The sequence below is a fragment of the Virgibacillus sp. W0430 genome, from assembly GCF_051846935.1.
Classification (GTDB): domain Bacteria; phylum Bacillota; class Bacilli; order Bacillales; family Amphibacillaceae; genus JBPYCR01.
Window position 1 is genome coordinate 51,839 of sequence record NZ_JBPYCS010000007.1, and the last position, 23,759, is coordinate 75,597.

Annotated in this window: 25 protein-coding genes; 21 read left to right on the top strand and 4 right to left on the bottom strand. The window is 39.4% G+C overall.

Going from position 1 to position 23,759, the window contains the following annotated elements:
- The first annotated feature begins 121 nt into the window (after nt 1–121).
- The 8 genes from pdxS to ACLIBH_RS05630 all read left to right on the top strand — a co-directional run bounded on the left by pdxS (nt 122) and on the right by ACLIBH_RS05630 (nt 7,839).
- Nucleotides 122–988, top strand: a complete 867-nt coding sequence (gene pdxS, locus ACLIBH_RS05595) for a pyridoxal 5'-phosphate synthase lyase subunit PdxS (RefSeq protein ID WP_439315716.1) — start codon at nt 122–124, stop codon at nt 986–988.
- A gap of 590 nt (nt 989–1,578) precedes the next feature.
- Nucleotides 1,579–2,310: a nuclease-related domain-containing protein gene (locus tag ACLIBH_RS05600; protein ID WP_439315717.1), complete on the top strand. Its 732-nt coding sequence runs from the start codon at nt 1,579–1,581 to the stop codon at nt 2,308–2,310.
- The gene (locus tag ACLIBH_RS05605; protein ID WP_439315718.1) at nt 2,297–2,581 is read left to right on the top strand and encodes a hypothetical protein; all 285 of its coding nucleotides are present in this window, start codon (nt 2,297–2,299) and stop codon (nt 2,579–2,581) included. Before ACLIBH_RS05600 ends, ACLIBH_RS05605 begins: the two co-directional genes overlap by 14 nt.
- A 27-nt stretch (nt 2,582–2,608) precedes the next feature.
- On the top strand, nt 2,609–2,884 hold the full coding sequence (locus ACLIBH_RS05610; protein WP_439315719.1) for a hypothetical protein: 276 nt from the start codon (nt 2,609–2,611) through the stop codon (nt 2,882–2,884).
- 292 nt (nt 2,885–3,176) lie between these two features.
- Nucleotides 3,177–4,697 (top strand): malate:quinone oxidoreductase, encoded by a 1,521-nt coding sequence (locus ACLIBH_RS05615; RefSeq protein WP_439315720.1) that lies wholly within the window; start codon nt 3,177–3,179, stop codon nt 4,695–4,697.
- Between the two features lie 200 nt (nt 4,698–4,897).
- Nucleotides 4,898–6,370, top strand: coding sequence for a BCCT family transporter (locus ACLIBH_RS05620; RefSeq protein ID WP_439315721.1), 1,473 nt, complete (start codon nt 4,898–4,900; stop codon nt 6,368–6,370).
- 185 nt (nt 6,371–6,555) lie between these two features.
- Complete coding sequence (locus ACLIBH_RS05625; protein WP_439315722.1) at nt 6,556–7,242, top strand: hypothetical protein; 687 nt, start codon at nt 6,556–6,558, stop codon at nt 7,240–7,242.
- A 123-nt stretch (nt 7,243–7,365) separates the two neighbouring features.
- Nucleotides 7,366–7,839 (top strand): GNAT family N-acetyltransferase, encoded by a 474-nt coding sequence (locus ACLIBH_RS05630; RefSeq protein WP_439315723.1) that lies wholly within the window; start codon nt 7,366–7,368, stop codon nt 7,837–7,839.
- Nucleotides 7,840–7,939: 100 nt separating this feature from the next.
- On the opposite strand, the gene ACLIBH_RS05635 is transcribed toward ACLIBH_RS05630, so the two are convergent.
- Nucleotides 7,940–8,827 carry a fructose bisphosphate aldolase gene (locus ACLIBH_RS05635; RefSeq protein ID WP_439315724.1) on the bottom strand — a complete coding sequence of 296 codons (888 nt, stop codon included), beginning with the start codon at nt 8,825–8,827 and terminating at the stop codon, nt 7,940–7,942.
- Between the two features lie 392 nt (nt 8,828–9,219).
- Between ACLIBH_RS05635 and ACLIBH_RS05640 the strand changes: the two genes are divergently transcribed.
- The 8 genes from ACLIBH_RS05640 to ACLIBH_RS05675 all read left to right on the top strand — a co-directional run bounded on the left by ACLIBH_RS05640 (nt 9,220) and on the right by ACLIBH_RS05675 (nt 17,290).
- Nucleotides 9,220–9,492 carry a hypothetical protein gene (locus tag ACLIBH_RS05640; RefSeq protein WP_439315725.1) on the top strand — a complete coding sequence of 91 codons (273 nt, stop codon included), beginning with the start codon at nt 9,220–9,222 and terminating at the stop codon, nt 9,490–9,492.
- 648 nt (nt 9,493–10,140) lie between these two features.
- Entirely contained in the window at nt 10,141–11,169 is a 1,029-nt protein-coding gene (locus ACLIBH_RS05645) for a TRAP transporter substrate-binding protein (protein WP_439315726.1), read from the top strand.
- A 271-nt stretch (nt 11,170–11,440) separates the two neighbouring features.
- Nucleotides 11,441–11,932 carry a TRAP transporter small permease gene (locus ACLIBH_RS05650; protein ID WP_439315727.1) on the top strand — a complete coding sequence of 164 codons (492 nt, stop codon included), beginning with the start codon at nt 11,441–11,443 and terminating at the stop codon, nt 11,930–11,932.
- Nucleotides 11,932–13,215 carry a TRAP transporter large permease gene (locus ACLIBH_RS05655; protein WP_439315728.1) on the top strand — a complete coding sequence of 428 codons (1,284 nt, stop codon included), beginning with the start codon at nt 11,932–11,934 and terminating at the stop codon, nt 13,213–13,215. The genes ACLIBH_RS05650 and ACLIBH_RS05655 overlap by 1 nt, the downstream gene beginning before the upstream one ends.
- A gap of 74 nt (nt 13,216–13,289) precedes the next feature.
- Nucleotides 13,290–14,222: an L-lactate dehydrogenase gene (locus tag ACLIBH_RS05660; RefSeq protein ID WP_439315729.1), complete on the top strand. Its 933-nt coding sequence runs from the start codon at nt 13,290–13,292 to the stop codon at nt 14,220–14,222.
- Between the two features lie 177 nt (nt 14,223–14,399).
- Nucleotides 14,400–15,368 (top strand): C-terminal binding protein, encoded by a 969-nt coding sequence (locus tag ACLIBH_RS05665; protein WP_439315730.1) that lies wholly within the window; start codon nt 14,400–14,402, stop codon nt 15,366–15,368.
- Nucleotides 15,369–15,469: 101 nt separating this feature from the next.
- Nucleotides 15,470–16,618, top strand: coding sequence for an aminotransferase class I/II-fold pyridoxal phosphate-dependent enzyme (locus tag ACLIBH_RS05670; protein ID WP_439315731.1), 1,149 nt, complete (start codon nt 15,470–15,472; stop codon nt 16,616–16,618).
- A gap of 210 nt (nt 16,619–16,828) precedes the next feature.
- Nucleotides 16,829–17,290, top strand: a complete 462-nt coding sequence (locus ACLIBH_RS05675; RefSeq protein WP_439315732.1) for an Hsp20/alpha crystallin family protein — start codon at nt 16,829–16,831, stop codon at nt 17,288–17,290.
- Between the two features lie 59 nt (nt 17,291–17,349).
- Here the strand turns inward: ACLIBH_RS05675 and ACLIBH_RS05680 are convergent, their stop codons facing one another.
- The gene (locus tag ACLIBH_RS05680; protein WP_439315733.1) at nt 17,350–17,589 is read right to left on the bottom strand and encodes a YppG family protein; all 240 of its coding nucleotides are present in this window, start codon (nt 17,587–17,589) and stop codon (nt 17,350–17,352) included.
- 174 nt (nt 17,590–17,763) lie between these two features.
- Here ACLIBH_RS05680 and ACLIBH_RS05685 point away from each other — a divergent pair, with 174 nt between their 5' ends.
- The 3 genes from ACLIBH_RS05685 (at nt 17,764) to ACLIBH_RS05695 (ending at nt 19,336) form a co-directional block, all read left to right on the top strand.
- The gene (locus tag ACLIBH_RS05685) at nt 17,764–18,558 is read left to right on the top strand and encodes a DUF2268 domain-containing protein (RefSeq protein ID WP_439315734.1); all 795 of its coding nucleotides are present in this window, start codon (nt 17,764–17,766) and stop codon (nt 18,556–18,558) included.
- A 506-nt stretch (nt 18,559–19,064) separates the two neighbouring features.
- A complete protein-coding gene (locus tag ACLIBH_RS05690) occupies nt 19,065–19,169 on the top strand; it encodes a YjcZ family sporulation protein (RefSeq protein WP_439315735.1) in 105 nt (34 codons plus the stop codon).
- 29 nt (nt 19,170–19,198) lie between these two features.
- Complete coding sequence (locus ACLIBH_RS05695) at nt 19,199–19,336, top strand: YjcZ family sporulation protein (protein ID WP_439315736.1); 138 nt, start codon at nt 19,199–19,201, stop codon at nt 19,334–19,336.
- Between the two features lie 175 nt (nt 19,337–19,511).
- Here the strand turns inward: ACLIBH_RS05695 and ACLIBH_RS05700 are convergent, their stop codons facing one another.
- Complete coding sequence (locus ACLIBH_RS05700) at nt 19,512–20,066, bottom strand: GNAT family N-acetyltransferase (RefSeq protein ID WP_439315737.1); 555 nt, start codon at nt 20,064–20,066, stop codon at nt 19,512–19,514.
- A gap of 17 nt (nt 20,067–20,083) precedes the next feature.
- On the bottom strand, nt 20,084–20,257 hold the full coding sequence (locus tag ACLIBH_RS05705) for a hypothetical protein (RefSeq protein WP_439315738.1): 174 nt from the start codon (nt 20,255–20,257) through the stop codon (nt 20,084–20,086).
- Between the two features lie 272 nt (nt 20,258–20,529).
- Between ACLIBH_RS05705 and ACLIBH_RS05710 the strand changes: the two genes are divergently transcribed.
- Both ACLIBH_RS05710 and ACLIBH_RS05715 read left to right on the top strand, forming a co-directional pair.
- The gene (locus ACLIBH_RS05710; protein ID WP_439315739.1) at nt 20,530–22,737 is read left to right on the top strand and encodes an MMPL family transporter; all 2,208 of its coding nucleotides are present in this window, start codon (nt 20,530–20,532) and stop codon (nt 22,735–22,737) included.
- 150 nt (nt 22,738–22,887) lie between these two features.
- The gene (locus ACLIBH_RS05715; RefSeq protein WP_439315740.1) at nt 22,888–23,667 is read left to right on the top strand and encodes a hypothetical protein; all 780 of its coding nucleotides are present in this window, start codon (nt 22,888–22,890) and stop codon (nt 23,665–23,667) included.
- Nucleotides 23,668–23,759: the final 92 nt, after the last annotated feature.

Here is a 23,759-nt window from a genome sequence, read left to right on the forward strand (position 1 = left end):
CTTCGGTGCTTTCGCATCTGATACCATCAAATTCATCAAAACTGGCTATTTCATTAGTGTCACTTCCTTTCTATAATAAAAAATAGAATGAGAAAACACAACTTTGAGTGGAGTGATATAAATGGGAAACAAGAAAAGTTTTACGGAAATCACAAATGGTGGCGTCATTATGGACGTAATCAATCCAGAGCAGGCGAAGATTGCTGAAGCTTCAGGCGCGGTAGCGGTAATGGCGTTAGAGAGAGTTCCATCGGATATTCGCGCTGCTGGTGGTGTTGCACGAATGGCCGATCCTCGAATTGTTGAAGCGGTAATGCAAGCAGTATCTATTCCGGTTATGGCAAAGGTTCGAATCGGTCATATTTCAGAAGCACGTGTGCTTGAAGCAATGAATGTCGATTATTTGGATGAAAGTGAAGTGTTAACGCCAGCAGATGAGGAGTTTCACCTTTTAAAGAGCGATTACAATGTACCATTTGTTTGCGGTTGCCGTGACTTAGGCGAGGCAGCTCGTCGAATTGGTGAAGGTGCTTCAATGCTCCGTACGAAGGGCGAGCCAGGAACCGGCAATATTGTGGAGGCGGTTCGTCATCTTCGTAAAGTGAATGCACAAGTACGTAAAGTAGTACGTATGAATGACGATGAGCTGATGACAGAAGCGAAAAACCTTGGTGCATCGTATGAAATATTGAAGCAAATTAAAGCAGCAGGCAGACTCCCGGTTGCTAACTTTGCAGCAGGCGGTGTGGCGACACCAGCAGACGCGGCATTAATGATGGAGCTAGGTGCAGATGGTGTATTTGTAGGATCTGGTATTTTTAAATCGGATTCCCCAGAAAGGTTCGCGAAAGCAATCGTTCAAGCAACGACAAATTTCCAAGATTATGAGTTAATTGGTCAGCTTTCAAAGGATTTAGGAGCCGCAATGAAAGGGCTTGAGATTGCTTCATTACGTACGGAAGAAAGAATGTCAGATCGCGGCTGGTAGGATTACAGTGAATTATGTTTTATCCGATATATATAGTAAGAGTGAACGGTTCAATAGGTTCATCGAACTTGTGCTAATAATACCCTTTGTTGCTGCGAAATGGCGGTAAGTGAAAAAACGAAACTAAACGGCGTATGTAAGAAGCGTATCGCTCCTGCTGCACTGTTTAGTTTTTCTTTGCTTTAACGAACGTATTTCTTGGTTTATAATTTGCGAGTATTGCTATACTCTTCTTTTCTTCTGGTAGGTTGTAGTTAGAGTATCTTTCGAGTATGAGTAAAGTGTTTGTGGGGGAACAGATGCACGAATCTAACACTTCGAACGATATACACATGAATAACACCGTTGATTTTCTAGAGGAGGGTGAGGCCGTGCCCACGGAAACCGTAGTGTATATCTCTGCGGTCGGTAGGAATCAATACTAATAGTAACGAATACAAAGAGAGGTTTTTTAACTTCTTAAAATAACACCCACAAATACTTGGCTCAATCATCTTTCGACAAATAGTAACAAAAGGGCAATTTGTATCGTATAATAGATTTAGTATCGTTTGCTTCTGATGCAAATTTCATGGAAGGTAGGGGGTATAATGCGAAAAAAACAATATAAGCAAAATTCAATTTATAGCAAAGCAAATACATATGTGACGTTATCTATCCTGTTTTGGATACCTACAATTATTTATTTTATCGCCTTCACCCAAGGATTTCATTTTGATGGAATATTTCATCTGTTACCATTTATTCCTGGTCTAATCGGGATTAATTTTTGGCGCAAGTATGCAGCTCTTAAATCGGGATTGAAGGGAGAAGAAAGAACATCAATAGCTTTACAAGAACTCCCCAGTAGTTATAAGGTATTTCGCTCTGTGCAAATAAATACGAGTGAAGGAAATGCGGAAATCGACCATTTAGTAGTTGCTGAAAACGGAATTTTTATTGTAGAAGTGAAAAATCATAAAGGTAATATTGTAGGAAATGAAGCGGATTATAAGTGGACGCAACATAAAGTAGGTCGTAACGGTGGAAGGTACTCAAACCAAATGGGAAACCCGGTAAAGCAAGTTCGTAGACAAACGTTTATTCTGTCCAAATTCTTAAAGCAGAATAGCATTCCAACATGGGTGGAAGGGGTTGTGTTTTTTTGCAATCCAAAGGTAAGTGTGAATGTATACTCCGAAAGGACAGCGGTAATTACAGATCCAGACGAGCTAAAGAAGTACTTAATGAACTATGTGCCAAAACATAAAGTATCGAAATTAGATATAGAAAAAACGAAGAAACTTATAGAAGAAGGAGCACTTGAATATGATGCGGTATAAGTTTGTAGCAGTAATCCTCATAGTTCTTACAGTTAGTGTGTTAGGCTGTTCGGCAAAGGAGAGCACGAAAACAGAAGCGGAAATTCGAGAGGAAGTTAAAAGTGAATTGAAGGAAGAGGTTAAGGCAGAAGTTATCAAAGAATTAACTGCTGATGACGAGAAAATGCTGAGTAGTGCAAATGTACGTAATGACTCGAATTTTGATTTGACACATATTGAACCTTTTATTACAAGTAATCTAGTGTTTTCTGATTTTACAATTGAAAAGTAAAGTGATGGCTACCATGTAGAGATGCGTGTGGAAAATACAAATGAAAAGTATAGTGTAGCCTTTGGCTGGGGAAGTTCGGGTACATTAACCTTGCAGACGGATAAAGGAGAAGGAACAGAGTCGTTTCCTCATATGGAAAAAATTCCCCCTAATGCGCATGAAGTGTATACGTTTAAATTTAAACAGATAGACGGTACGCCAGAAAGTCTTGTTGTAAACAATGTTTTATTAGTAGACGGTCTAGACGGGAGTTTACCTACTCCTGGCAGTGAGGAAACATTCACAATTCCATTAACGGATTAATTAGCGAAAATCGGGCTACATGTAGACTTTTGTACGAAAGGCACCGGTCGAAGGTCCACAGGAATCTAAGCTTTGTTTACAAGAAGTCCAATCGTATAACTTTTATTTATTACATACTATTAATAAATACTATAGTCTATGAAGTGCTTTATTAAACTATTATTATGTATAATTGGTATATAAGTAATGGATGACGAAATTTGTCCAGACAATAGCGATGGATGGGCAGGTAATGTACATCCTTTCTTTAGATTGCACAATAAATAATTATATGAAATAAGGATATGGTAAAATGTACGATAAACCAACAGAATCAGATATTATATTAATTGGTGCCGGGGTTATGAGTGCGACTTTAGGGATCCTTTTAAAAGAGTTAGTACCGGACTGGAAGGTTACCGTTTTTGAAACATTAGCAGCTGCTGGTGAGGAAAGCTCGAACGAGTGGAATAATGCAGGAACAGGACATGCAGCATTATGTGAGCTTAATTATACGAAAGAAAATCCGGATGGCTCTGTAGACATAAGCAAAGCATTAAAGATTAATGAACAGTTTCAGTTGTCTAAGCAATTTTGGTCGTATCTCGTAAAGAATGGTCGTTTGCGCAAGCCCGAGGACTTTATTATGTCCTTGCCGCATATGAGTTATGTACATGGAGAAGAAAACGTACAGTTCTTAAAAAAGCGGTATGAGGCGCTTTCACAAAATCCTTTGTTTGCTGGGATGGAATTTTCCGATGATCCGGAGCAATTAAAGCAATGGATTCCTCTTATGATGGATGGACGCGAAAGTAACGAACCAATTGCGGCAACAAAAATGGATACAGGCACAGATGTTAATTTTGGCGCACTGACACGGATCATGTTCGATCACTTGGAAAATGAAAACGTAAATATTCATTATAAGCACAATGTGTTGGATATTAAACGTACGCATGGTGGCTTATGGGAATTAGAAGTTATTCATATGGAAAGTGGCCGAATTACGCACCATACGGCGAAATTTGTCTTTATCGGTGCTGGAGGCGGGAGTTTGCACTTATTGCAAAAGTCCGGTATTCCAGAAGCTAAAAATATTGGCGGCTTCCCGGTAAGCGGTCTATTTATGGTTTGCAACAATCCTGATGTCGTTGAGCAGCATCATGCAAAAGTATACGGCAAGGCTCCTGTTGGCGCACCGCCAATGTCTGTGCCACATTTGGATACAAGGTATATCGATAATAAACGGTCGTTATTATTTGGACCATTTGCTGGCTTTTCACCGAAGTTCCTAAAAACCGGATCGATTTTTGATTTAATCACTTCAGTGAAGCCGTATAACGTTTTGACAATGCTGTCAGCTGGCGCAAAACAAATGGCCTTAACGAAATATTTAATTAAACAGCTTATGCTATCGAAAGAGCAGCGCATGGAGGAGCTACGTCAGTTTATACCGAATGCAAAAGATTCTGATTGGGAGCTAATTGTAGCCGGACAGCGTGTGCAAGTTATTAAAGATACAGAGGCTGGTGGCAAAGGGACGCTTCAGTTTGGTACCGAAGTAGTTAGTGCTGCAGACGGCTCGATTGCTGCATTACTCGGTGCTTCTCCGGGTGCTTCCACTGCTGTTCATGTCATGCTTGATGTATTGCAGCGATGCTTCCCAGAGCGTATGGAAGAATGGGAGCCGAAAATAAAAGAGATGGTTCCATCGTATGGGCAGTCGTTGGCAGACGATCGAGCGCTTTTTCAAGAAATTCAAGCTTTAACGGATGAGTTGCTTGGCTTAGACGAAAAAACAGTTGGCCATGCTGAAGCTACTGGATCTTACTAGCTTTACAGCCATTTTTATTATAAGTTTTAAAAGAGGAAGGCAAACGAATTATGTTTGCCTTCTTTTTTCGTTTTTAGCCACTAAATTTAAAACAAAATGAAGTGAGGCACTTGTAGTTTCCAGTACGGACTTTTTTTATATAAAATGAATTGCTTTAGACGATCTTGCTCATCCTAACGATAAAGGATGGGGGGATTTCATTGCATATTACGAATGTGTTTTGGTACGCAGTAATTATATGTGTTGCGATCGTTCTTTGGGGGTCTATAGCTCCTGAAAATTTAAATCAACTGACTAGCTCTATGACTGTTTTTATATATAACCGGTTCGGATGGTTTTATATGTTTGTCATCATTGCAATGATTGTATTGTGCATTTATTTAATGTTTTCTCGTTTCGGTAGTATTAAGCTAGGGAAAGAGGATGATAAGCCCGAGTTTAGTTTAACGGCTTGGTTTGCGATGCTATTTAGTGCTGGGATGGGTATAGGTCTTATGTTTTTTACAACAGCGGAAACGATTTCTCATGCGTTCAAAAGCGCTCCAAACGCAGAACCGGGAACCGATCAAGCGATTGTAGAAGCCTTTCAGTATGCTGCTTTTCATTGGGGCTTTCATGGTTGGGGACTATATTCTATTGTAGGGCTTGTACTTGCTTATTTTAAGTTCCATCAAGGTTCATCGGGGTTAATAAGTGCAACATTAGAGCCGATATTTGGGAAAAAGCTTATGCGTGGACAAGCTGGGAGTGTCATCGATACGCTTGCTATTTTTGCTACTATTGTCGGTGTTGCTTCAACACTTGGCTTTGGGTCTGCGCAAATTAATAGTGGATTATCCTTTTTATTTCAAGCGCCTAAAACATTTTGGTTTCAATTACTTATCCTAGTTATTGCTACAGGGTTATTCATTTTATCTGCTTGGACTGGAATTGGAAAAGGGATTAAATATTTAAGCACGATTAACATGATTGTTGCGATACTCCTCGTAATCACATTATTCATCGTAGGTCCTTCCATGTATATTTTAAATATGTTTACCACTACGATCGGCAATTATTTTGGCAATTTTATTGAAATGAGCTTTGATTTAAAGCCTGTTCATACAGAAAAGAGACAGTGGATTAATGATTGGACGATCTTTTACTGGGCGTGGTGGATTTCTTGGGCACCATTTGTAGGGATGTTTATTGCCCGTGTATCAAAAGGAAGGACAATTAGGCAATTTATTGCGGGAGTACTCCTAGCACCTACTTTTGTGACGATTATTTTCTTTTCTGTTTTTGGCATATCTGCGATTGACTTAGAGCAACGGGGTATTACGAAGCTGTCAACATTGGCTACAGAAACCGTCACATTTGGCATGTATGAGCATTACCCGCTCGGAACGCTGATGTCGTTTGTAACTGTTTTTGTAATAGCTGTTTTTTTCATTACATCTGCTGACTCTGCTACGTTTGTCTTAGGTATGTTTAGTACAGGGGGGCAGTTGAATCCGGCAAATACAGTGAAAATTATATGGGGGCTCACTTTATCAGCAATGGCTGCGATTGTGATGTATTTCGGTGGAATTGGTGGCTTTCAAAACATGCTTATTATTGCTGCACTACCTTTTTCCATTATTGTTATTTTAATGGCAGTCTCCTTTTATAAAACGGTGAAAGAAAGCGAGTGAAATAGCTTTTAGCAGCAAGTCTTTGTGTTTTAAAAAACTTCTCGTGAAAAGATTGAACCAAAGAAAATATATTGACAGAAATGGAAAGCTCTTCGGATAAACAGTGTTCAATAATCGTTCTTAACAAACGTATGCTTCTATTTTTAAGTGTGTTTTTTGAAAAGCAATACAAAGGAGGTTTTTTTTTGAAGCTTTTGAATGTGAAAAGAGGACAGTTTGTTTACTACAACAACCAATTGCATAAGGTTTATACAGTAAAGCCTTTTTTTAAACAGTCAATTCACCTCGTACGGCTTGAGGATCTCGAACAACAGCTGGCAACAGCGAAAGAAATAGATCTATATAAACCACAGCACTTAGATAGCTTTGTCTGTAATTATAAACGGTATACGTTGCGTAAAGACGTTAAGGCAAAGGTTGGTGATTATATTTTAGTTATTAATCCGATGCCAGATTCCTTAGATCACCACCATTTACATGCGATCGAAATGGTATCTTCTATTGAGAAAAATGGGGTGATTAGTAATAAGGAAAATGGCATTAAGCATAATGAATATTGGGTAATGGTTCCAGGGTTAGAGGACGGGGCAACGAAGATTGATTTACAAAAGGCGGACTCGAAGCACATACACGAGCACGTACCAAACGTTGTGGCTGAGCGAATGCAAGTAGAGAAGAACGGGTCGCAAGCAAAAGGAATGCCAAGAATTGGAGATGTGTACCAGAAAAATGATAGTGACCCAATTATTCAAGCGATGGTTGTTGCGATCGAAGGGAGAACCGTTTACTTAGGCGCTAATATGAAAGTGCCCGTTGAGGAGCTATCGAACCGTGAAGCGTGGAGTTTTGTTCTAAACATTTTGGAGCAGTAATACTTAGAGTGTAGCTAATTAAGCGCCTAGACCCGTGCACGAACAAAGGATCAGTGGTACGATCATATAAATGAATTATAATACTGGCAAATACCTGCTTGGAATTAGAAAGGAGAACGTGCGGTGAAGGTACGAAAAGCTACACGCTCAGATGCTCCAATTATTTACAGTTTAATGATGCAGGCTTTTAAAACGTATAAAAATGAAACGCCACCTTCAACAGCCTTAGAGGAATCGTTGGCATCTATAGAAGAAGGGTTGCAAAAGCAAGAGCAAGCTTTACTCGCATATATAGATAGAACACCTGTAGGTATGATTCGATTTCGTCTAAGGGAAGAAGACGTTTATTTTTATCGATTATCCGTGCTCCCTGAAAAGCAAGGGCAAGGGATAGCAAAGAGCCTAATTGGATCGGTAGAAGAATATGCAAGTAAAGCTGGAAAGGTCTATAGTCGCTGCAAGGTCCGAAAAATGGTTGCTAAAAACATAGCATTGTATGAGCGGCTAGGCTACCGTGTATATGATGAAGAGCACTTATATCGTGATAACGGGGTCAAATTAGAAGTCGTTTCGATGGAAAAGGCACTAAATACATGAACGCAAACCGTACAAATAGGATCAGTACTATAAAAGTAAGTAAAGGATCGTGTAAGAAAAAAAGCAAGCAGACACATGTGCGTCTGCTTGCTTTTTGTATTTAAATAGATGCTTCGTAAATAGACTTAACAGCACTTTTAAGTTTCGCATTAAATTCATCGTCCGTTTGGTTAACATTCAAGTCTTGACTCAATGCTCTGGAGAAGCTAGCAATTAAACCGTCATTTGCCTTTAGCTTTTCATTTGCTTCTTCTGTAGAGTACCCACCAGACAATGCAACGACACGAATAACCATTGGATGATCAATAAGCTCCTTGTATAAGTTCGCTTTTGTTGGTATCGACAGCTTTAACATAACAAACTCATCTTCACCCAAGTTATTTAAGTGATCAAGGATCTCTGCTTTCATTAGCTCTTCACATTTCTCTTTTTCTGGGCTATGAATATCCACTTCCGGCTCGATAATAGGTACGAGTCCTGCAGCAATGATCTGTTTTCCAACCTCAAACTGCTGATCAACGACTGCTTTAATCGCTTCTGGATTTGCTTGCTTTATAACAGAGCGCATTTTAGTTCCAAATATATTACGCTCATTCGCACGCTTTAGTAATTCATCCAAATCTGGCATTGGCTTCATCATTTGTACACCATTTGATTCGTCAGCAAGGCCTTTATCAACTTTTAGAAAAGGAACAATCCCTTTCTTTTCAGCTAAGTAATCTGCTGTATATATTCCTTCGATTTTGCTATCCATTGTTTGCTCAAATAGAATTGCACCTAAAATGTATTCGGGATCAAAAGCTGGTGAAGTGATGATTCGTGTACGCATTTTGTGAACGAGGTCAAACATTTCCTCCTCATTGTTAAAAGCAGTTTCTGGAACACCATATGCAGCAAGTGCTTTCGGTGTACTTCCTCCACTTTGGTCCAAAGCAGCAATAAATCCTTTACCATTCTTTATTTTTTCAAATTGTTCTTTTTGTTGCATATTTTCCTCTCCTCTACAGTGTTTAATATGAATTTCATTAGCATAGTAAGATTCATAATAAATTCAAAAGTAATTCTTATAGCTAAATTGTACCATTAAAAGCAAAAAGGTTATAGTCAAGCGCACGTATTGAATGAAATTTAGCTAGCAATGCAAAGACCGTCCTATTTGATTCGGTTTCGTATCGCTCACAATCGCATACCGTTATCTACAATCGTTTAATACTATTATACCGATTTGTTTGAATTTCACAATTCAAGCACCATTGATTCAAGAAACCGAGAACAGGACTTAGTTGAGTTTGTGAAACATTTTCCATTTATTTTGAATTCATAAAAGTTGCCTTCAACGGTTATTCTATGGAGAGTAGCCATAAAGGAGGGGTATCGTAGATGCGGCAAGATGTGCATAATCAATTACAACAAGCAAGCCAACAAATCAAAAGTGCTCAAGGGGCTGTTCTTCAAGCGCAAGGCTCGGATGAAGGTGTTTTAAATCAAGCGGATGAACAATTACAGCAAGCTGAGCATGTGCTTCGACGTATTCAGGAGGATGCTGGATGGGATATTACTAAGAATGCCCAATTTCAGCAAGCATTCGAGCAATTGCATGATGTTCGGCAGCAAGTACAGGAAGCCCAGCAAAATCTGTCCGATATACTGTAAGCACATTACACATGTAGGGAATATAATAAACATGCGAGTGTCGAATATATGTGTAAAAGGATGCTGCCCCTTTCTTTAACGCTTTTGCAGAGAGAGGGGTGTTTTAGTTGTTCGATTCGGCTAAAATTCAAAAGAATGTTAACAAATACTAATGAAACTTCGATAAATACTGTTGAAAACGCTGGGAAGTTGTTTTGTTGGGTTACAGTTTGAACGACTTGTAAAATAAAACATGTAAAAACCTGTTTACAAATGAGGAGAATTAATTTATTATGTTGTATACAGTATACTGTTATACGTAAAAGGAGTGTTGCTTCATACAGATTATACGAGTGAATTGAAAGCGATTGCTACATTACATTACATTCATTCATTGACCCCTATTAAATGTACCGTCCACACGTTTTAAAAACCTGTATTTATAGACTACAATACGGCTTATAAATGATCAAATAATTACCGCCGACACGTTGAGAAAACAATCTTGTATCATTAAAAAAGTAACCCTAGCTGCATTTAAGTAGTAATAATCGTATAATCGACATGCCAGTTTGCCCGGTTCATCAGAGTCATGTCATTTTACGTAATTATCGAAATAATGTTAGCAATTAAATAATTACATATATCTTGAGGAGGGCTTTAAATAAAATGAAGAAAATTATTACACTATTACTCGTATCTATTTTAGTATTAACGGCATGTGGACGTCCAGATGGTGGCAGTTCATCAAGTGATGGAGAAGGTGGAGAAAGCGGAGATAATTACACAATTCGACTCGCATATCTCGTATCAGAAGAGCAGTCAACGCATTTAGCGGCGGAAAATTTTAAAAAGAAATTGGAAGAAGAATCTGATGGCCGTTTGACTGTGGAGCTTTTTCCAAACGGATCACTTTATAGTTCAGATCGAGAAGCAGTTGAAGCGGTACAGCTAGGGAATGTAGAAATGACAATACCAGCACTTGCGGCAGTTTCCTCTTTTAATAAAAAGTTTATGGTATTTGACCTTCCGTTTTTATTTGATGATTACGAAGCGGCTTATAAAGCACTTGATGGAGAGATGGGTCAAAAGTTATTAGATGAGCTTTCAAATAATGATTTAAAAGGTTTAGTATATGCAGAGAATGGGTTCCGCCATATTTCAAATAACGAAGGACCAGTCGAAGCACCAGAAGATTTAAAAGGATTAAAATTCCGTACAATGGAAAACCCGCTTCAAACAGATACGTTTAAGCAATTTGGTGCGAATGCTTCTCCATTTGCTTTTGGGGAATTGTATACAGCACTTCAACAAGGAACGTATGATGCAATGGAACAGCCAATTTCATTATTATATACGAACAAGTTTTATGAAGTGCAAGATTACTTAACGTTAAGCAGCCATTTTTACGCAGCAACAATTTTGTTAATGAATAACGATTTTTACAATAACTTACCAGAAGACTTACAAGAGCTTGTAATGGAAAAAGCAGAGGAATATCGTACAGAGCAACGAGAAATCGCACAGAAACAAGATTCAGAGTGGTTAGAAATCTTGAAAGAGGAAGGCATGCAAGTAAATGAGCTTACGCCAGAACAAAAAAAGGCGTTTCGTGAAGCGGTACAACCAGTTTACGATAAGTACACTCCAGAGCTCGGTGAGGATTTAGTGAATAAAGCATTATCAGCAAACGAATAATAAATCGCATTCATATGCATCAATTGAGGAGGAAATCAGTAGGTACTGATTTCCCTTCTTTCCTCATGTGCAGAATTTTTGGTAATAGGTGGTACGGTTATTTAATTGTTTTTGAATTGCCTCATCACTTATATTTCAAGTGAATTTCTCAGTGCAGCTTTAAGTAAAAAGGGCACTGCGATGAAGCTATAAAAACGTTTGAAATAGGTAAAGATAGTTTGGAGAATTTACACGTTTTTTTCGAATACTTATAAAGAAAAGGATGTGCAGCATGGCTAAAAGGTTTGCACGACTGGAAGAAATAGTATTAGTTTGGACGCTCGTCCTAATGGTTGCCCTCATAGCAAGTCAAGTATTTGGGCGTTATGTACTACAAAATGCCCCGAGCTGGACAGAGGAAGCAGCTAGATATATTCATGTTTTTCAAGTATGGATAGGTGCGAGCTATGCGGTGAAATTAAGAGAACATATTCGTGTAGAAGCGTTTATAAATTTGTTTCATGGAACGATTCGTAAAATATTAGAGATGGTTTCGGTTATTATTTGGTTTTTGCTTGCATTATTTTTAGCGGTATTTGGCACAAAGCTCGTGCTAGATAGCTTACGAAATGGACAAGTTTCACCAGCGATACAAATTCCTTTCTGGATTCCTTTTCTCGCTATCCCAATCGGCGGCGCAGGTATGTCTATCCGTTTAATACAGCAGCTTATTAAAATTTCTAAAAGCAACTATGACAAACTGGAAAGCGGGGAATCGATGTAATGACAGTAGGATTATTGTTTGGAACGTTATTTATTTGCTTGTTAATTGGCGTGCCAATCGCTATTTCACTCGGTGTTTCCGCACTAGTTGCTATTTACTTTGGGACGACGCTACCATTGGATATAATTGCACAAAAAGCTTTTACAGCACTGGACTCTTTTCCGTTGCTAGCCATTCCATTTTTTATGCTGGCCGGTATATTAATGGGAAAGGGTGGTGTATCCAAACGGTTACTCGATTTAGCAACTGTAATGGTAGGTTGGATGACAGGTGGCTTGTCCCTCGTTACAATTACAGCTTGTATGTTTTTTGCGGCGATTTCTGGTTCGGGACCGGCAACGGTTGCAGCAATTGGCGGGTTTATGATACCAGCAATGGTTGCAAAAAAGTATGACGGTGGATTTGCAGCGGCTGTTACGGCATCTGCTGGTTCTATCGGAGTAATTATTCCACCAAGTATTCCGTTTGTTTTATATGGTGTTATTGGGAGTGTCTCTGTAGGTAGCATGTTTATGGCTGGGATTTTGCCGGGGATGCTGATTGGTGGCGTCTTGCTTCTATTGTCCTTTATTATGTCTAAAAAACGGGGCTATAAACCGGATACAGTAACAAAGGTTAACTTTAAAGATTTAATGAAAGCAGTAAACGAGGCGAAATGGGCGTTGTTAATTCCCGTTATTATACTCGGTGGTATTTACGGCGGAATTTTTTCACCGACAGAGGCCGCAGTAGTAGCAGCAGTCTATGCGCTTATTATTGGAAAGTTTGTTTATAAAGAGCTGGAATGGAAAACGATATTTGACGGGTTTCTTGAAGCAGTTGTTATAAATGCAACGACGATGATTATTATCGGGTTATCTGTATCCTTTGCTTACTTTATGACTTTGGAACAAATTCCTGGTAGCATTGCTAATTTTATTACTGGGTTTTCTAATAGTCCGGTTATCATTTTGCTAACGATTAATGTGCTTTTATTAGTAGTTGGTATGTTTATCGATACGATTTCTGCACTCGTTGTATTAACTCCAATTCTTTTGCCTGTTGTTACATCGGTAGGAGTAGATCCGATTCACTTCGGTGTTATTCTCGTTGCAAACCTTGCAATAGGATTTGTTACTCCGCCGCTCGGTGTTAATTTATTTGTCGCCTCGAGCGTTGGCCGGGTTAAATTTGAAAAGATTGCAGTTGCGGTCATTCCGTTTATTGTGTCGATGATTATTTGTATATTAGTCATTACGTATGTTCCGGCGTTATCGTTATGGATCCCGAGTCTTTTTAATTAAGTAGACAAAACGACCGAAATTATACAGCTACAGTACTATTCGTACGAATATTAGAGGTAAAGGTAGTGATTTAAATGGCTAAAAACAAGGTAGTAATTGTAGGGACCGGAGCAGTTGGTGCATCGTATGCGTATGCGCTTTTAAACCAATCCATCGCAAATGAGATTGTGTTGATCGATATGAATAGCGACAAAGCAAAAGGGGAAGCCATGGATTTAAATCACGCATTGTTTTATGCGGATTCACCTGCTGCTATAAAAAGTGGAAACTATACGGAATGTACAGATGCAGATATTGTTTGTATTACGGCAGGTGCGAGTCAAAATAAGGATGCTACACGGCTTGATTTTGTGGAGCAAAACACAGAGATTTTCCGGTCGATTGTAGGACAGGTGATGGCAGCTGGTTTTGATGGAATCTTTTTAATAGCTTCTAATCCTGTAGATATTATGACGCATGTGACATGGAAGCTATCAGGACTGCCAAAGCACCGTGTAATTGGATCTGGAACGGTGTTAGACACGGCAAGATATTGCTACATGCTTGGAGAACATTTTGGAGTTAATCCACATAGCGTAAACGGGTATATTGTTGGAGAACATGGTGATTCTCAAGTGGCTGCGTGGAGTGCAACCACAATTGGCGGAAAACCAGTGTTGGATATGGTTCATCAAGAAGATAAAACAACCCTTGAAGAAATTTCTATTCATGTGCGTGACGCTGCTCAACATGTATTGGAAACAAAGGGAGCGACGCATTATGGTATTGGCATGGGATTGGCCAAGCTCACAAAGGCTATTTTCGGAAATGAAAATACGGTATTTCCTATTTCTGTTTACGTAGACGGTGAATACGATTTGGATGACTTATATATTGGCCTTCCTTCTGTAATTAATCGTTCGGGAGTAAAGGAAATCATCGAATTAAAATTGAATGCAGACGAACGGAAAAAATTGCAACAATCGGCGAAAGTATTAAAAGATATTATTCAAACAATCCAACTGTAAGACATGCAAACGGTTTACATTATGCATTTGAGAAGAAATTTTGCTTAAAAAGAGGAATCCCATGAATGGAATGCTTTACTCTTTTATATTAATGTTAGCGCATTGCATTAGGAGCAGCCAGGATAATGGCTGCTTGCTTTATTGATATTTGTTGAACAATAAGGAGGAAAACGATCTATGCAAAAGAAAGCAAAGGTTTGGATAATAGATGACGCAGGATTAACACACGATAAAGAATTTGAAGTATATGAGCGCCATGGTATTGAATATAAACTGTCAACAGCTTCAACATTTGAAAAGGATAAAGCGGAATTCGGGATATATGCCGACGCTTTAGTTGCTCAAGTTGCGTTTCAAGTGACGGATGAGTTGTTGCGTGAGTTAGAAAATTGTAAAGCTATTTTTACTTTCGGAATGGGCTTTAATCATGTCGACGTGCAAGCTGCAGCAAAACGCGGTATTACTGTAAGCAATCTTCCTGATTATTGTGTGGAAGAAGTGTGTGATCATACGCTCGCTTTATGTTTAACATTACTCCGTCGACTGCCTGCTTATAATAAAAAGGCAAAGCAAGGAAAATGGGACCCAACGGACACAGCTCCGATCCATCGGTTAAGTAGTACTGTTATTGGACTGCTTGGTTTTGGCAAAATTGCTCGGGAAGTAGCAAAACGATTAAAGCCGTTCGGTGTGAAGATCATCGCTCATGATCGTTATGCCGATGAAGCCGCTTTTGAAGCATACGGCGTAACACCGGTTGAGTTGGATGAATTACTGACGCAATCGCACCTCGTAAGCTTACACGTTCCTCTAACGGAAGAAACGAAAAATATGCTTAATTACGAAAAAATGAAGCTTTTGCCAAAAGGAGCGTTAATCGTAAATACGTGTCGAGGTGGCGTTATCGTTGAGGAAGATTTAGTCCGGTTAATTAAGGAGAAGCATATTTCAGGTGCAGGATTGGACGTTTTGCTAGAGGAGCCGCCTAATTTAAACAACGAGCTATTAAAGCTAGAAGAAGTGATTATAACCCCTCACGCTGCTTATTTATCAGAGGAAGCAGAAGAGGAGTTGCAAGTAAGAACAGCTGAAAATGTCGTTCGTTCGATTGAAGGTAAGGAGCCGCATTACATTATAACGCATTAATAGCGTATAAGAATTATCTAGCAAGCAATCGATAGAATATTAATTTTTCCTCGATTGAAACGGTCTTAGGACAATTCACATCAATTTAAGGAGCTAACATAATGATTAATTTAAGAGCGAAAGCATTGCAAGTTCCAGAGATTCGCCAGTTTGCCAATCAAATTGCAAATATACCTGATGCAGTTGATTTTACGATCGGTCAGCCAGACTTCCCGACGCCTGATCCGATTAAAATAGCAGCAGTCCAAGCGATTTTGGACAATAAAACAGGGTATTCGCATAATGCTGGTTTACTAGAATTAAGGCAAGCGGTCGCGTCCTTTTTTCAAGATAAATATAATTTCACCTACGATCCAGAAACAGAAATCGTTATTACGAACGGTGCAAGTGAAGGAATTGATGCGATTTTTCGCACGATTTTAAATGAAGGCGATGAAGTAATTTTACCTGCACCAATTTACTCCGCTTATGAGCCGATCATCCAGCTGTGCGGAGCAAAAGTAGTTTATTTAAATACGGTAGATACAAACTTTTTGCCTTCACCGGAACGATTGAAGTCGTTAATTACATCAAAAACGAAAGCCATTTTGTTTAATTATCCTTCCAATCCAACGGGTACTGTATTAAATAAGGAATTGCTTGATGAACTTGTTGCTGTGATTGAAAAGCATGAGCTGTTTGTCATTTCGGATGAAATATATAGTGAAAATACATACAGTGGCAAGCATTGTTCGTTTGCCTCTTACCCGAGCTTAAAAGATAAGCTGTTTCTTATTCATGGTTTGTCTAAGTCACATTCGATGACGGGTTGGAGAATCGGCTATGTACTAGGTGCTGCCCATTTAATGGAACATGTTCTTAAGGTACATTTGTACAATTCCATATGTGCCTCTCTGCCGAGTCAAATGGCGGCAATTGAGGCATTAACGAATTGCCGAAATGCACCGGCGGTGATGAACGAGGAATACAAAAAGCGTTTAGCATATGGGCAGGAAAGGCTTCAACGTATGGGGCTTGATGTTGTAGCGCCGAACGGGGCATTTTACATTTTCCCATCGATAAAGAAATACGAGCTGTCTGCTTTCGATTTTGCGACGAAGCTCTTGCATGAAAAGGGAGTTGCCGTTGTTCCTGGTAGCGGGTTTACGAGTTATGGTGAAGGGTTTATTCGGATTTCGTATGCGTGCTCAATGGATGTATTAAAAGAAGGAATGGATCGTCTAGAAGCATTTGTCCAGGGGCTTAAGTAAATTAGAAAAAAGCACGCTTAATTAGAGTAGAGACGATTCGATTATGAAACAATTCATTTGCTTGTGTTCTGTCTAATGAACGGTGTGCTTACCGTATACCCCACCTACTAGAGTGCAACAATGGTAAAAGGGTTCCAAAATACGCCCAGTAATTTTTTGTTTATTTGCATATGTTAATGATGAAGAGCAGGTAAACAAGGAGGGTGGCAAATGGAAAGAAATAAAGGGGAATTCCCAGCCAAGCGTAATCAAGAATCGCCTTTGAACGATTTTATGGAGCGAATGGATGCTTTTTTCCACGAGTCATTTAGCAATTTCAACACATTCTGGAATCCGAAAGGCTTTAAAGTAGATATGTACGAAACAGAATCCGCTGTAATCGTTGAGGCAATCCTGCCCGGATATACGCGTGATCAGGTTGAAATTGAGATTATCGGGAGCAACCTTCGTATTACGGTGGAAGACCGGGCATCCATGGAGAAGGTAAATGAAAAAGAGCACTATTATAAAAAGGAACAATCGTATCGAAAAGCGGAGCGATTGGTAGCATTGCCTTTTCCAATATCTAAAAACGAAACAAAGGCAGCTTTTAAAAATGGGATATTAAAAATAACTGTACCAAAAAATAATGACAGCAGATCATATGTTGACATTGAACATACGTCAGATTAAACAAAACGAGCGGGTGTCTTTATAGACTGCCCGCTTATTTTTGTTCAGTACGCCCATCTTTACTTGCGTACGCTGCTTTTAATTTTTGAAATCATTGGACTCACTTCTCCATAAAGTTTGTTTAATTGTACCGCTGCCTCTGTGATCTTATCTAAATCAAACTGGCCATCCGGCTTACGGAATCGAGAAATAAGATTAGGCATTGCTGCACTTCGTTTTTGCGTGCGTCTTTCGGGTACGGACCTTTGAAAGCGCCTATATGGAGGAGGCGGCGTTGGTCTTCGTCTATCCGGAAACATATATATGCTCCTTTCTTATAATTGCTTTATAATAGTTTATTCGAATGAAATGGACGTGAGCAGGTATTTGTACTGAATTTAAGGAATGATTAGAAATAATAGGCGTAAGCGGAAGCAAGTATTACGATCACACTGCATACGTTATTAGTCACGAGAGGATTAGGAGGTATAAAGATGGGCGTCGTTCGTACCGATCAATGGTTAGTAAAAGCGTATGATCATCCACTTCGAATATGTAAAAAGCTTGCGACATACTTTTCCAAAGCGTCGGCTGAAGAGCTTCATACGTATTTAGGTTTGCATGGGATGTATCAAAAGCCGACGGATAATGGTACACAATTATTGGATTCCTTTCAAAGGAAAGAGGTTTGGAAGCTTGTCCATCAGGAATTTAAAACACTGCGTTCAGCTTGGCATGGGCCTAATATTCCGATTTTCATCCTACCTTCGAATCAGGAAAGTCGGTATTTGCGTATGCATCATGGGGGAAAATCTGGGTTAGCTTTTAGTGACAAACTATTTTTGTTTCTCTCAGAATATAACACAGAAAAAGAAATACAAGCTTTGTTTACACATGAATACAATCACGTTTGTCGGCTTGCGCATGATGAAAAGAACGAAGCAGATTATACGCTGTTGGATGCAGTAATATTGGAAGGATTAGCTGAAAATGCTGTACGGGAAAGACATGGGAAAGAAGCAACCGCCCCTTGGACTACGTACTATACAAACAGTCAGCTTGAACGAATGTGTAAACGACTGATCCTTCCGAACAAGGACATACTGAAAACGTCGACACGATATGAAGAAATTATGTATGGCTTCCAGTTCTATCCGAAAATGGCTGGCTATAGTGTAGGGTATTATTTAGTAGATAGGTACAGAAAAAAGAAAAACGCAACGAGTTCCTCTTTGTTACCCCTTCCCTCCATTTCCATTGCACAGATCGAAGCCAACCAACTACGTTGAAAATGCACCGCCATTAGAAGAACGTAAATAGAACACGCCTACTTACTTCTCAATTGATTTAATTTAGTAAATTTCGCCACCATTTAAATCGCGTCTGAATTGGGTTCATTGCCTTTCAAATAATACAACTTATTATTATGTAATTGAACAAGAGCATTTCCATTTTTATGAACGAATAAGGGTTGTGCAAAATGTAACGTTGGTGAAAGAAATTCACTTGTCGAGTTGCTTATGGCTACAGAAGCTAAGGCAGTAAGCGTGGAAAGCTCGTTCGCTGTAGTGCAAGTCAAAGAAATCAGATCGTAAGCATTCATGTTTTCGTTCCACTCATTTAGTACGTAATCCGCGACTTAAAATACATCACCAACGTCGTTTGCAAAGAACCCCGATAAGCAGATTTTTAGGTAGATATATTAACAGTATGGAAGCCCAATTTCCGCTAAAACCATATCCAAATTAGTAAAATGACATACATTGTTAATAAAGATATAAGGAGGTGTTAGCAAATGGGTGATACAGGATACAACCACGGCAGTGGATTTGCGTTAATTGTAGTGTTGTTTATCTTACTCATTATTGTAGGTGCAGCATATGTAGGCTACGGCTACTAATGTAAAAATAAATTATAGGAGGTTATCGTATGTCTTACGGACATGGTGGATGCTACGGCGGATATGGATCTGGTGGATACGGAGGTCACGGAGCCGGTCGAGGCTTTGCTTTGATTGTCGTACTATTTATCTTGCTGATTATTGTTGGAGCAGCTTGGTATTGCTAAAAGCAAGTATATAATTAAGCCTGTGAACACACATGCTTCGGGCGGTTTGATGCCTTGCTAACCCGTCCATTATTCGCCTTTTTTATGTGGCACAGCAAAAGTGTAAATAAAAGCTATGAACAAGGTGTTTGCAGAGGGTAAAAGATCCCTCTGTTTCCCTTTTCTCTTATAAAAGTTAACCCGATTGGCGGTGCTTCCAGTCGTCATACAGCATACCGTAAACGACATGATCTACATAATGATCATAGAGCCACTCTGCTTGACGAAGCAGCCCTTCTTCTGAAAAACCAAGCCGTTCTGGAATAGCTCGGCTTCGTTTGTTTTTAGCAGCGGCGCGAATATCAACACGATTTAATTTTAATTCACGAAATGCATAATCCGTTAACGTTTGCACGGCTTGCGTCATAATTCCCCGTCCTTCATAGTCAATTGCCAACCAATAGCCGATATATCCAATTTTATTTTTCCAATCAAATTGATTGAAACCGATCACGCCGGCCAGTTCCTCTTTATAAAATATTCCAGCTGTTAAGCTGCTTCGTTCTGCATAGCTGTGAAAGGATTGTTTAATGAATTGAAGCGAATCATTTACACAATTCATCTCATCAATCCAAGGAAGCCAGCTGCGTAAGTGCTCCCTTGATCGCTCTGTAATTTCAAATAATGCTTGTGCGTCTCTGACTGCGAGCATTCGCATATTCAACTCCTCATTAACTTGAACGATAAACATCGGCATCTCCTTATCTCTTATAAAAAAGTTTGTTCCAGCTGATCAGTCGTACTTTCACCTGCCCCGCTAGGACCGATGTAGCCGATAATTTCTTCTCGACGTACGGTTAAACGAGTGCCTTTTAATACGAGGCCACTACCAAAGCTTATTGGAAGATCGGAGAAAACGAAAACAATTTCGTTTTCTTGCAAGGGATTCCCACCTTTACCTAGCAATTATTTTTGGTTAGCATTGAATAATGAACGGTATAGTAATATATATAGATACATTTTAGGAAGCAATTCGTGTTTTAATTTGGTTTTAATTTTATACCAAGTTTATCATATCAATGACATTGTTTGGGTGTTTTCTTAAATCCGTTGTGTATAAAAAAGAATGTTACGTATAATGGAATTAAAGGTATATAGGAAGTAACGTCTAAAAATAAAGTTGAATCATCGAGGTTCAAACAGGGAGGAACTAGATGAAAAATGTATTTTCAAGCTGGATTCAGTTTATAACCGGAAAAAAAACACGTTGGGTAACGATAATAATTTGGATTTTACTTGTAGCCGTATTTTCCGCCGTTTGGCCACAAGTAAATAGTCAGGAAACGAATTCAAATCAACTGCTTCCAGAGGACGCGATGTCTGTAACAGCAGCAAAAATAGTGGAGGAACAGTTTTCTGATGATGCAGGTATACCATTGTTATTCGCGTGGTATCGTGAAAGTGGATTAAAGGAAGCTGACTTTCAAAAAGTCCAGACGCTTTATGCAGATTTTGCAGCGGATCCGGTAGTGAAGCAGCAATTTGCTCCACCTCTTGATCAAGCGCCGCTCTCTGCGCTGAAAGGAATGGCTTCAGAGGATGGAAAGGCACTTAACACGCCGTTGTTTTTTAATAAGGATGCTTCAACAGATGAGTTAGATGAAGCATTGGCTCAGCTGGGAAATAAGATTGAATTGCAAATGGGTACCGGTATTGCATCAAGTGATCTTTCAGAGGATGGCTTGCATGTAAGGTTGACCGGTCCAGTCGGGATTCAGACAGATGCTGTTTCATTATTTAGCCGTGCGGATGTGACGTTGCTGATCGCTACCGTGCTTATTGTACTTGTTTTGCTCATTACGTTGTACCGTTCACCAATATTAGCGATTGTACCTTTAATTGCTGTTGGTTTCGCTTACGGGCTTGTTAATCCACTCCTCGGTGTACTCGCTCAAAAGGGTTGGATCGAAGTGGACGCGCAGGCGATTTCTATTATGACCGTTCTTTTATTTGGAGCGGGCACCGATTATTGTCTATTTATGATATCAAGATACAGGGATGAATTACGAGAGGAAGAAAGTAAGTATGCTGCATTACAGCGGTCAATAAAAGAGACGGGTGGCGCGATTATGGTTAGCGCATTAACAACGGTTACGGCCCTTCTTACATTGGCGCTTGCTTATTATGCATCGTATGACCGCTTTGCTATCCCATTTAGTTTATCGATACTTATAATGGGCATTGCTGCACTCACTCTATTGCCTGCGATTTTATCGCTTTTGGGCAGGGCGGCATTTATTCCGTTTATCCCGAGAACAGAAGAAATGATTAAACAGCTGGAAAAGAAAAAAGGAAGACGGTTGCGTCGCTCGAAGTCAACAGGACCTGCAGGGAGAGCGTTTGGACGTTGGTCAACAGAAAAACCTTGGTTAATCATACTAATTTGCCTGGTTGCTCTTGGTGGGCTTGCTTCTTTTACAACAAAAGCTGAATATACATACGGTCTCTTAGATTCTTTTCCTAAGGATATGCCGTCACGTGAAGGGATTTCTATCCTTTCTGAACATTATCCTCCAGGTGAGATTGCGCCTGTTCAACTAATCGTTCATACAGATACAACGGTGGACGCTGTCAAAGCTAGGGTAATGGAGCTCGATATGATCGAGCGTGTTCGTGATCCTATTAAGGGATCTAATGATGCCTCCTATCAAATTATGGACATTACGTTAGCAATCGACCCTTATTCGGATGCTGCGATCAATGGAATTCCAAAAATAAAAGAAGTAGTCGAAAAAGAGCTGGAAAGGGCAGGCATAAAGGGATCAGAAGAAAAGATTTGGATCGGTGGAGAAACAGCAACCTTATACGATACAGAACAAATGGCAAAGCGTGATCAATCGGTCATCATACCAGCTGTCTTAACGATAATTGCGTTATTGCTGTTTGTATATTTACGTTCTCTCGTAGCGATGGTTTATTTACTCGCAACGGTTGTTTTGTCTTATTTTGCTGCTTTAGGATTAGGGTGGATAATTATTCATTATGTTTTAGGAGCAGATGCAATGCAAGGGCTTATTCCTGTTTATGCCTTTGTTTTCCTAGTTGCGCTCGGAGAAGACTATAATATTTTTATGGCCTCGAGCATTTGGCGAAAGCGTGAGAAGGCACCACTTAAACAGGCTATTCGTGAAGGTGTTAGTGAAACGAGTGCCGTTATTGGCTCTGCCGGTTTGATTTTAGCAGGGACTTTTTCTGTCCTCGCTGTTATGCCATTACAAGTGCTCGTTCATTTTGGTCTCGTTACCGCATTAGGCATATTACTTGATACGTTCGTCGTGCGACCTTTGCTCGTTCCGTCTATTACAACGGTGTTAGGACGATACGCGTTTTGGCCAGGGAAGCAATGGAGGAAGGTAGATTGAAGGGGTTTTTACGTTAATGCTGTATTTAAAGAGTCGTCAGTAACGTGTTTTAGGTAAACACCCATTTTTCATAATAAAACTAGGGTAATTGTCCCTTGTTGGCTCTTGTGCGCATAATATAAATTAATTCGTTAATGAGGGGCAGTGCGTATGAGTTTATTTATTAATGCTGAAGCGCATCCGAATCTGTTTATGAATACGAATCGTCTCCAAGCGCCTAATCAAGCATATTACCAATATGATACGTTGTCCGAATGGAAGAAGGAACAGCACAACATTAATGAATCGATCACCGAATCCATTCGCAAAATAAAGGTGTTATATAATCTTCAGGAAATATCAAGACAACGAAGTGAAGAAGCTTTTGCACAGCAATTAGAAACGTATCGTGTTCATTATGGAAATTTTAAAAGCGATGTATTGGAGCGGTTGGCAATGTTGGAAGAAAGTGAAGCACAGCTTAAACAGCTTTTGGAAGAGGAGACGGTTTTAAATAAGCAGGCAAGGAAGCAAATAACAGAAATTCATCAATCAAACAAGAAGCTATTACACGAATTACATCAATTCCAAGATGCAAGCAAAACTGTATCGGCACAAGTTGACGCATGTCTAAGCTTACAAAAACAAACAATAACCCAGCTATCGGATCAAAGCGCGCAATATGAGCACATTTCGGAGGAACTAAAGAAACAAGCAGATGATCAGCAACAGGTGCAGACGAAGCTACAAAACCAAGAAGCACTTGTTGAAAAAGCATTAAGACAGCTAGATCATATTCGTTCCGTTTTATATGAGCGGAGTAGTTATTTAGCCGAAAAGGTAGAGAGTGGATATGATAGGACAGCTTCCTATGTCTATCATTTGCTGACAAAATCGGAAAAGCCGTATACCTTTTTTTTGCAGTCTAATAAAAAAGAGAATAAAGAGTGAATGTATAATTCATGGCAATCAAACATTTTATGCGTTAAAGAAGTCCGTCCGCCACTAATTAAACGAACGGGCTTCTTTTTTTATCTTATTTT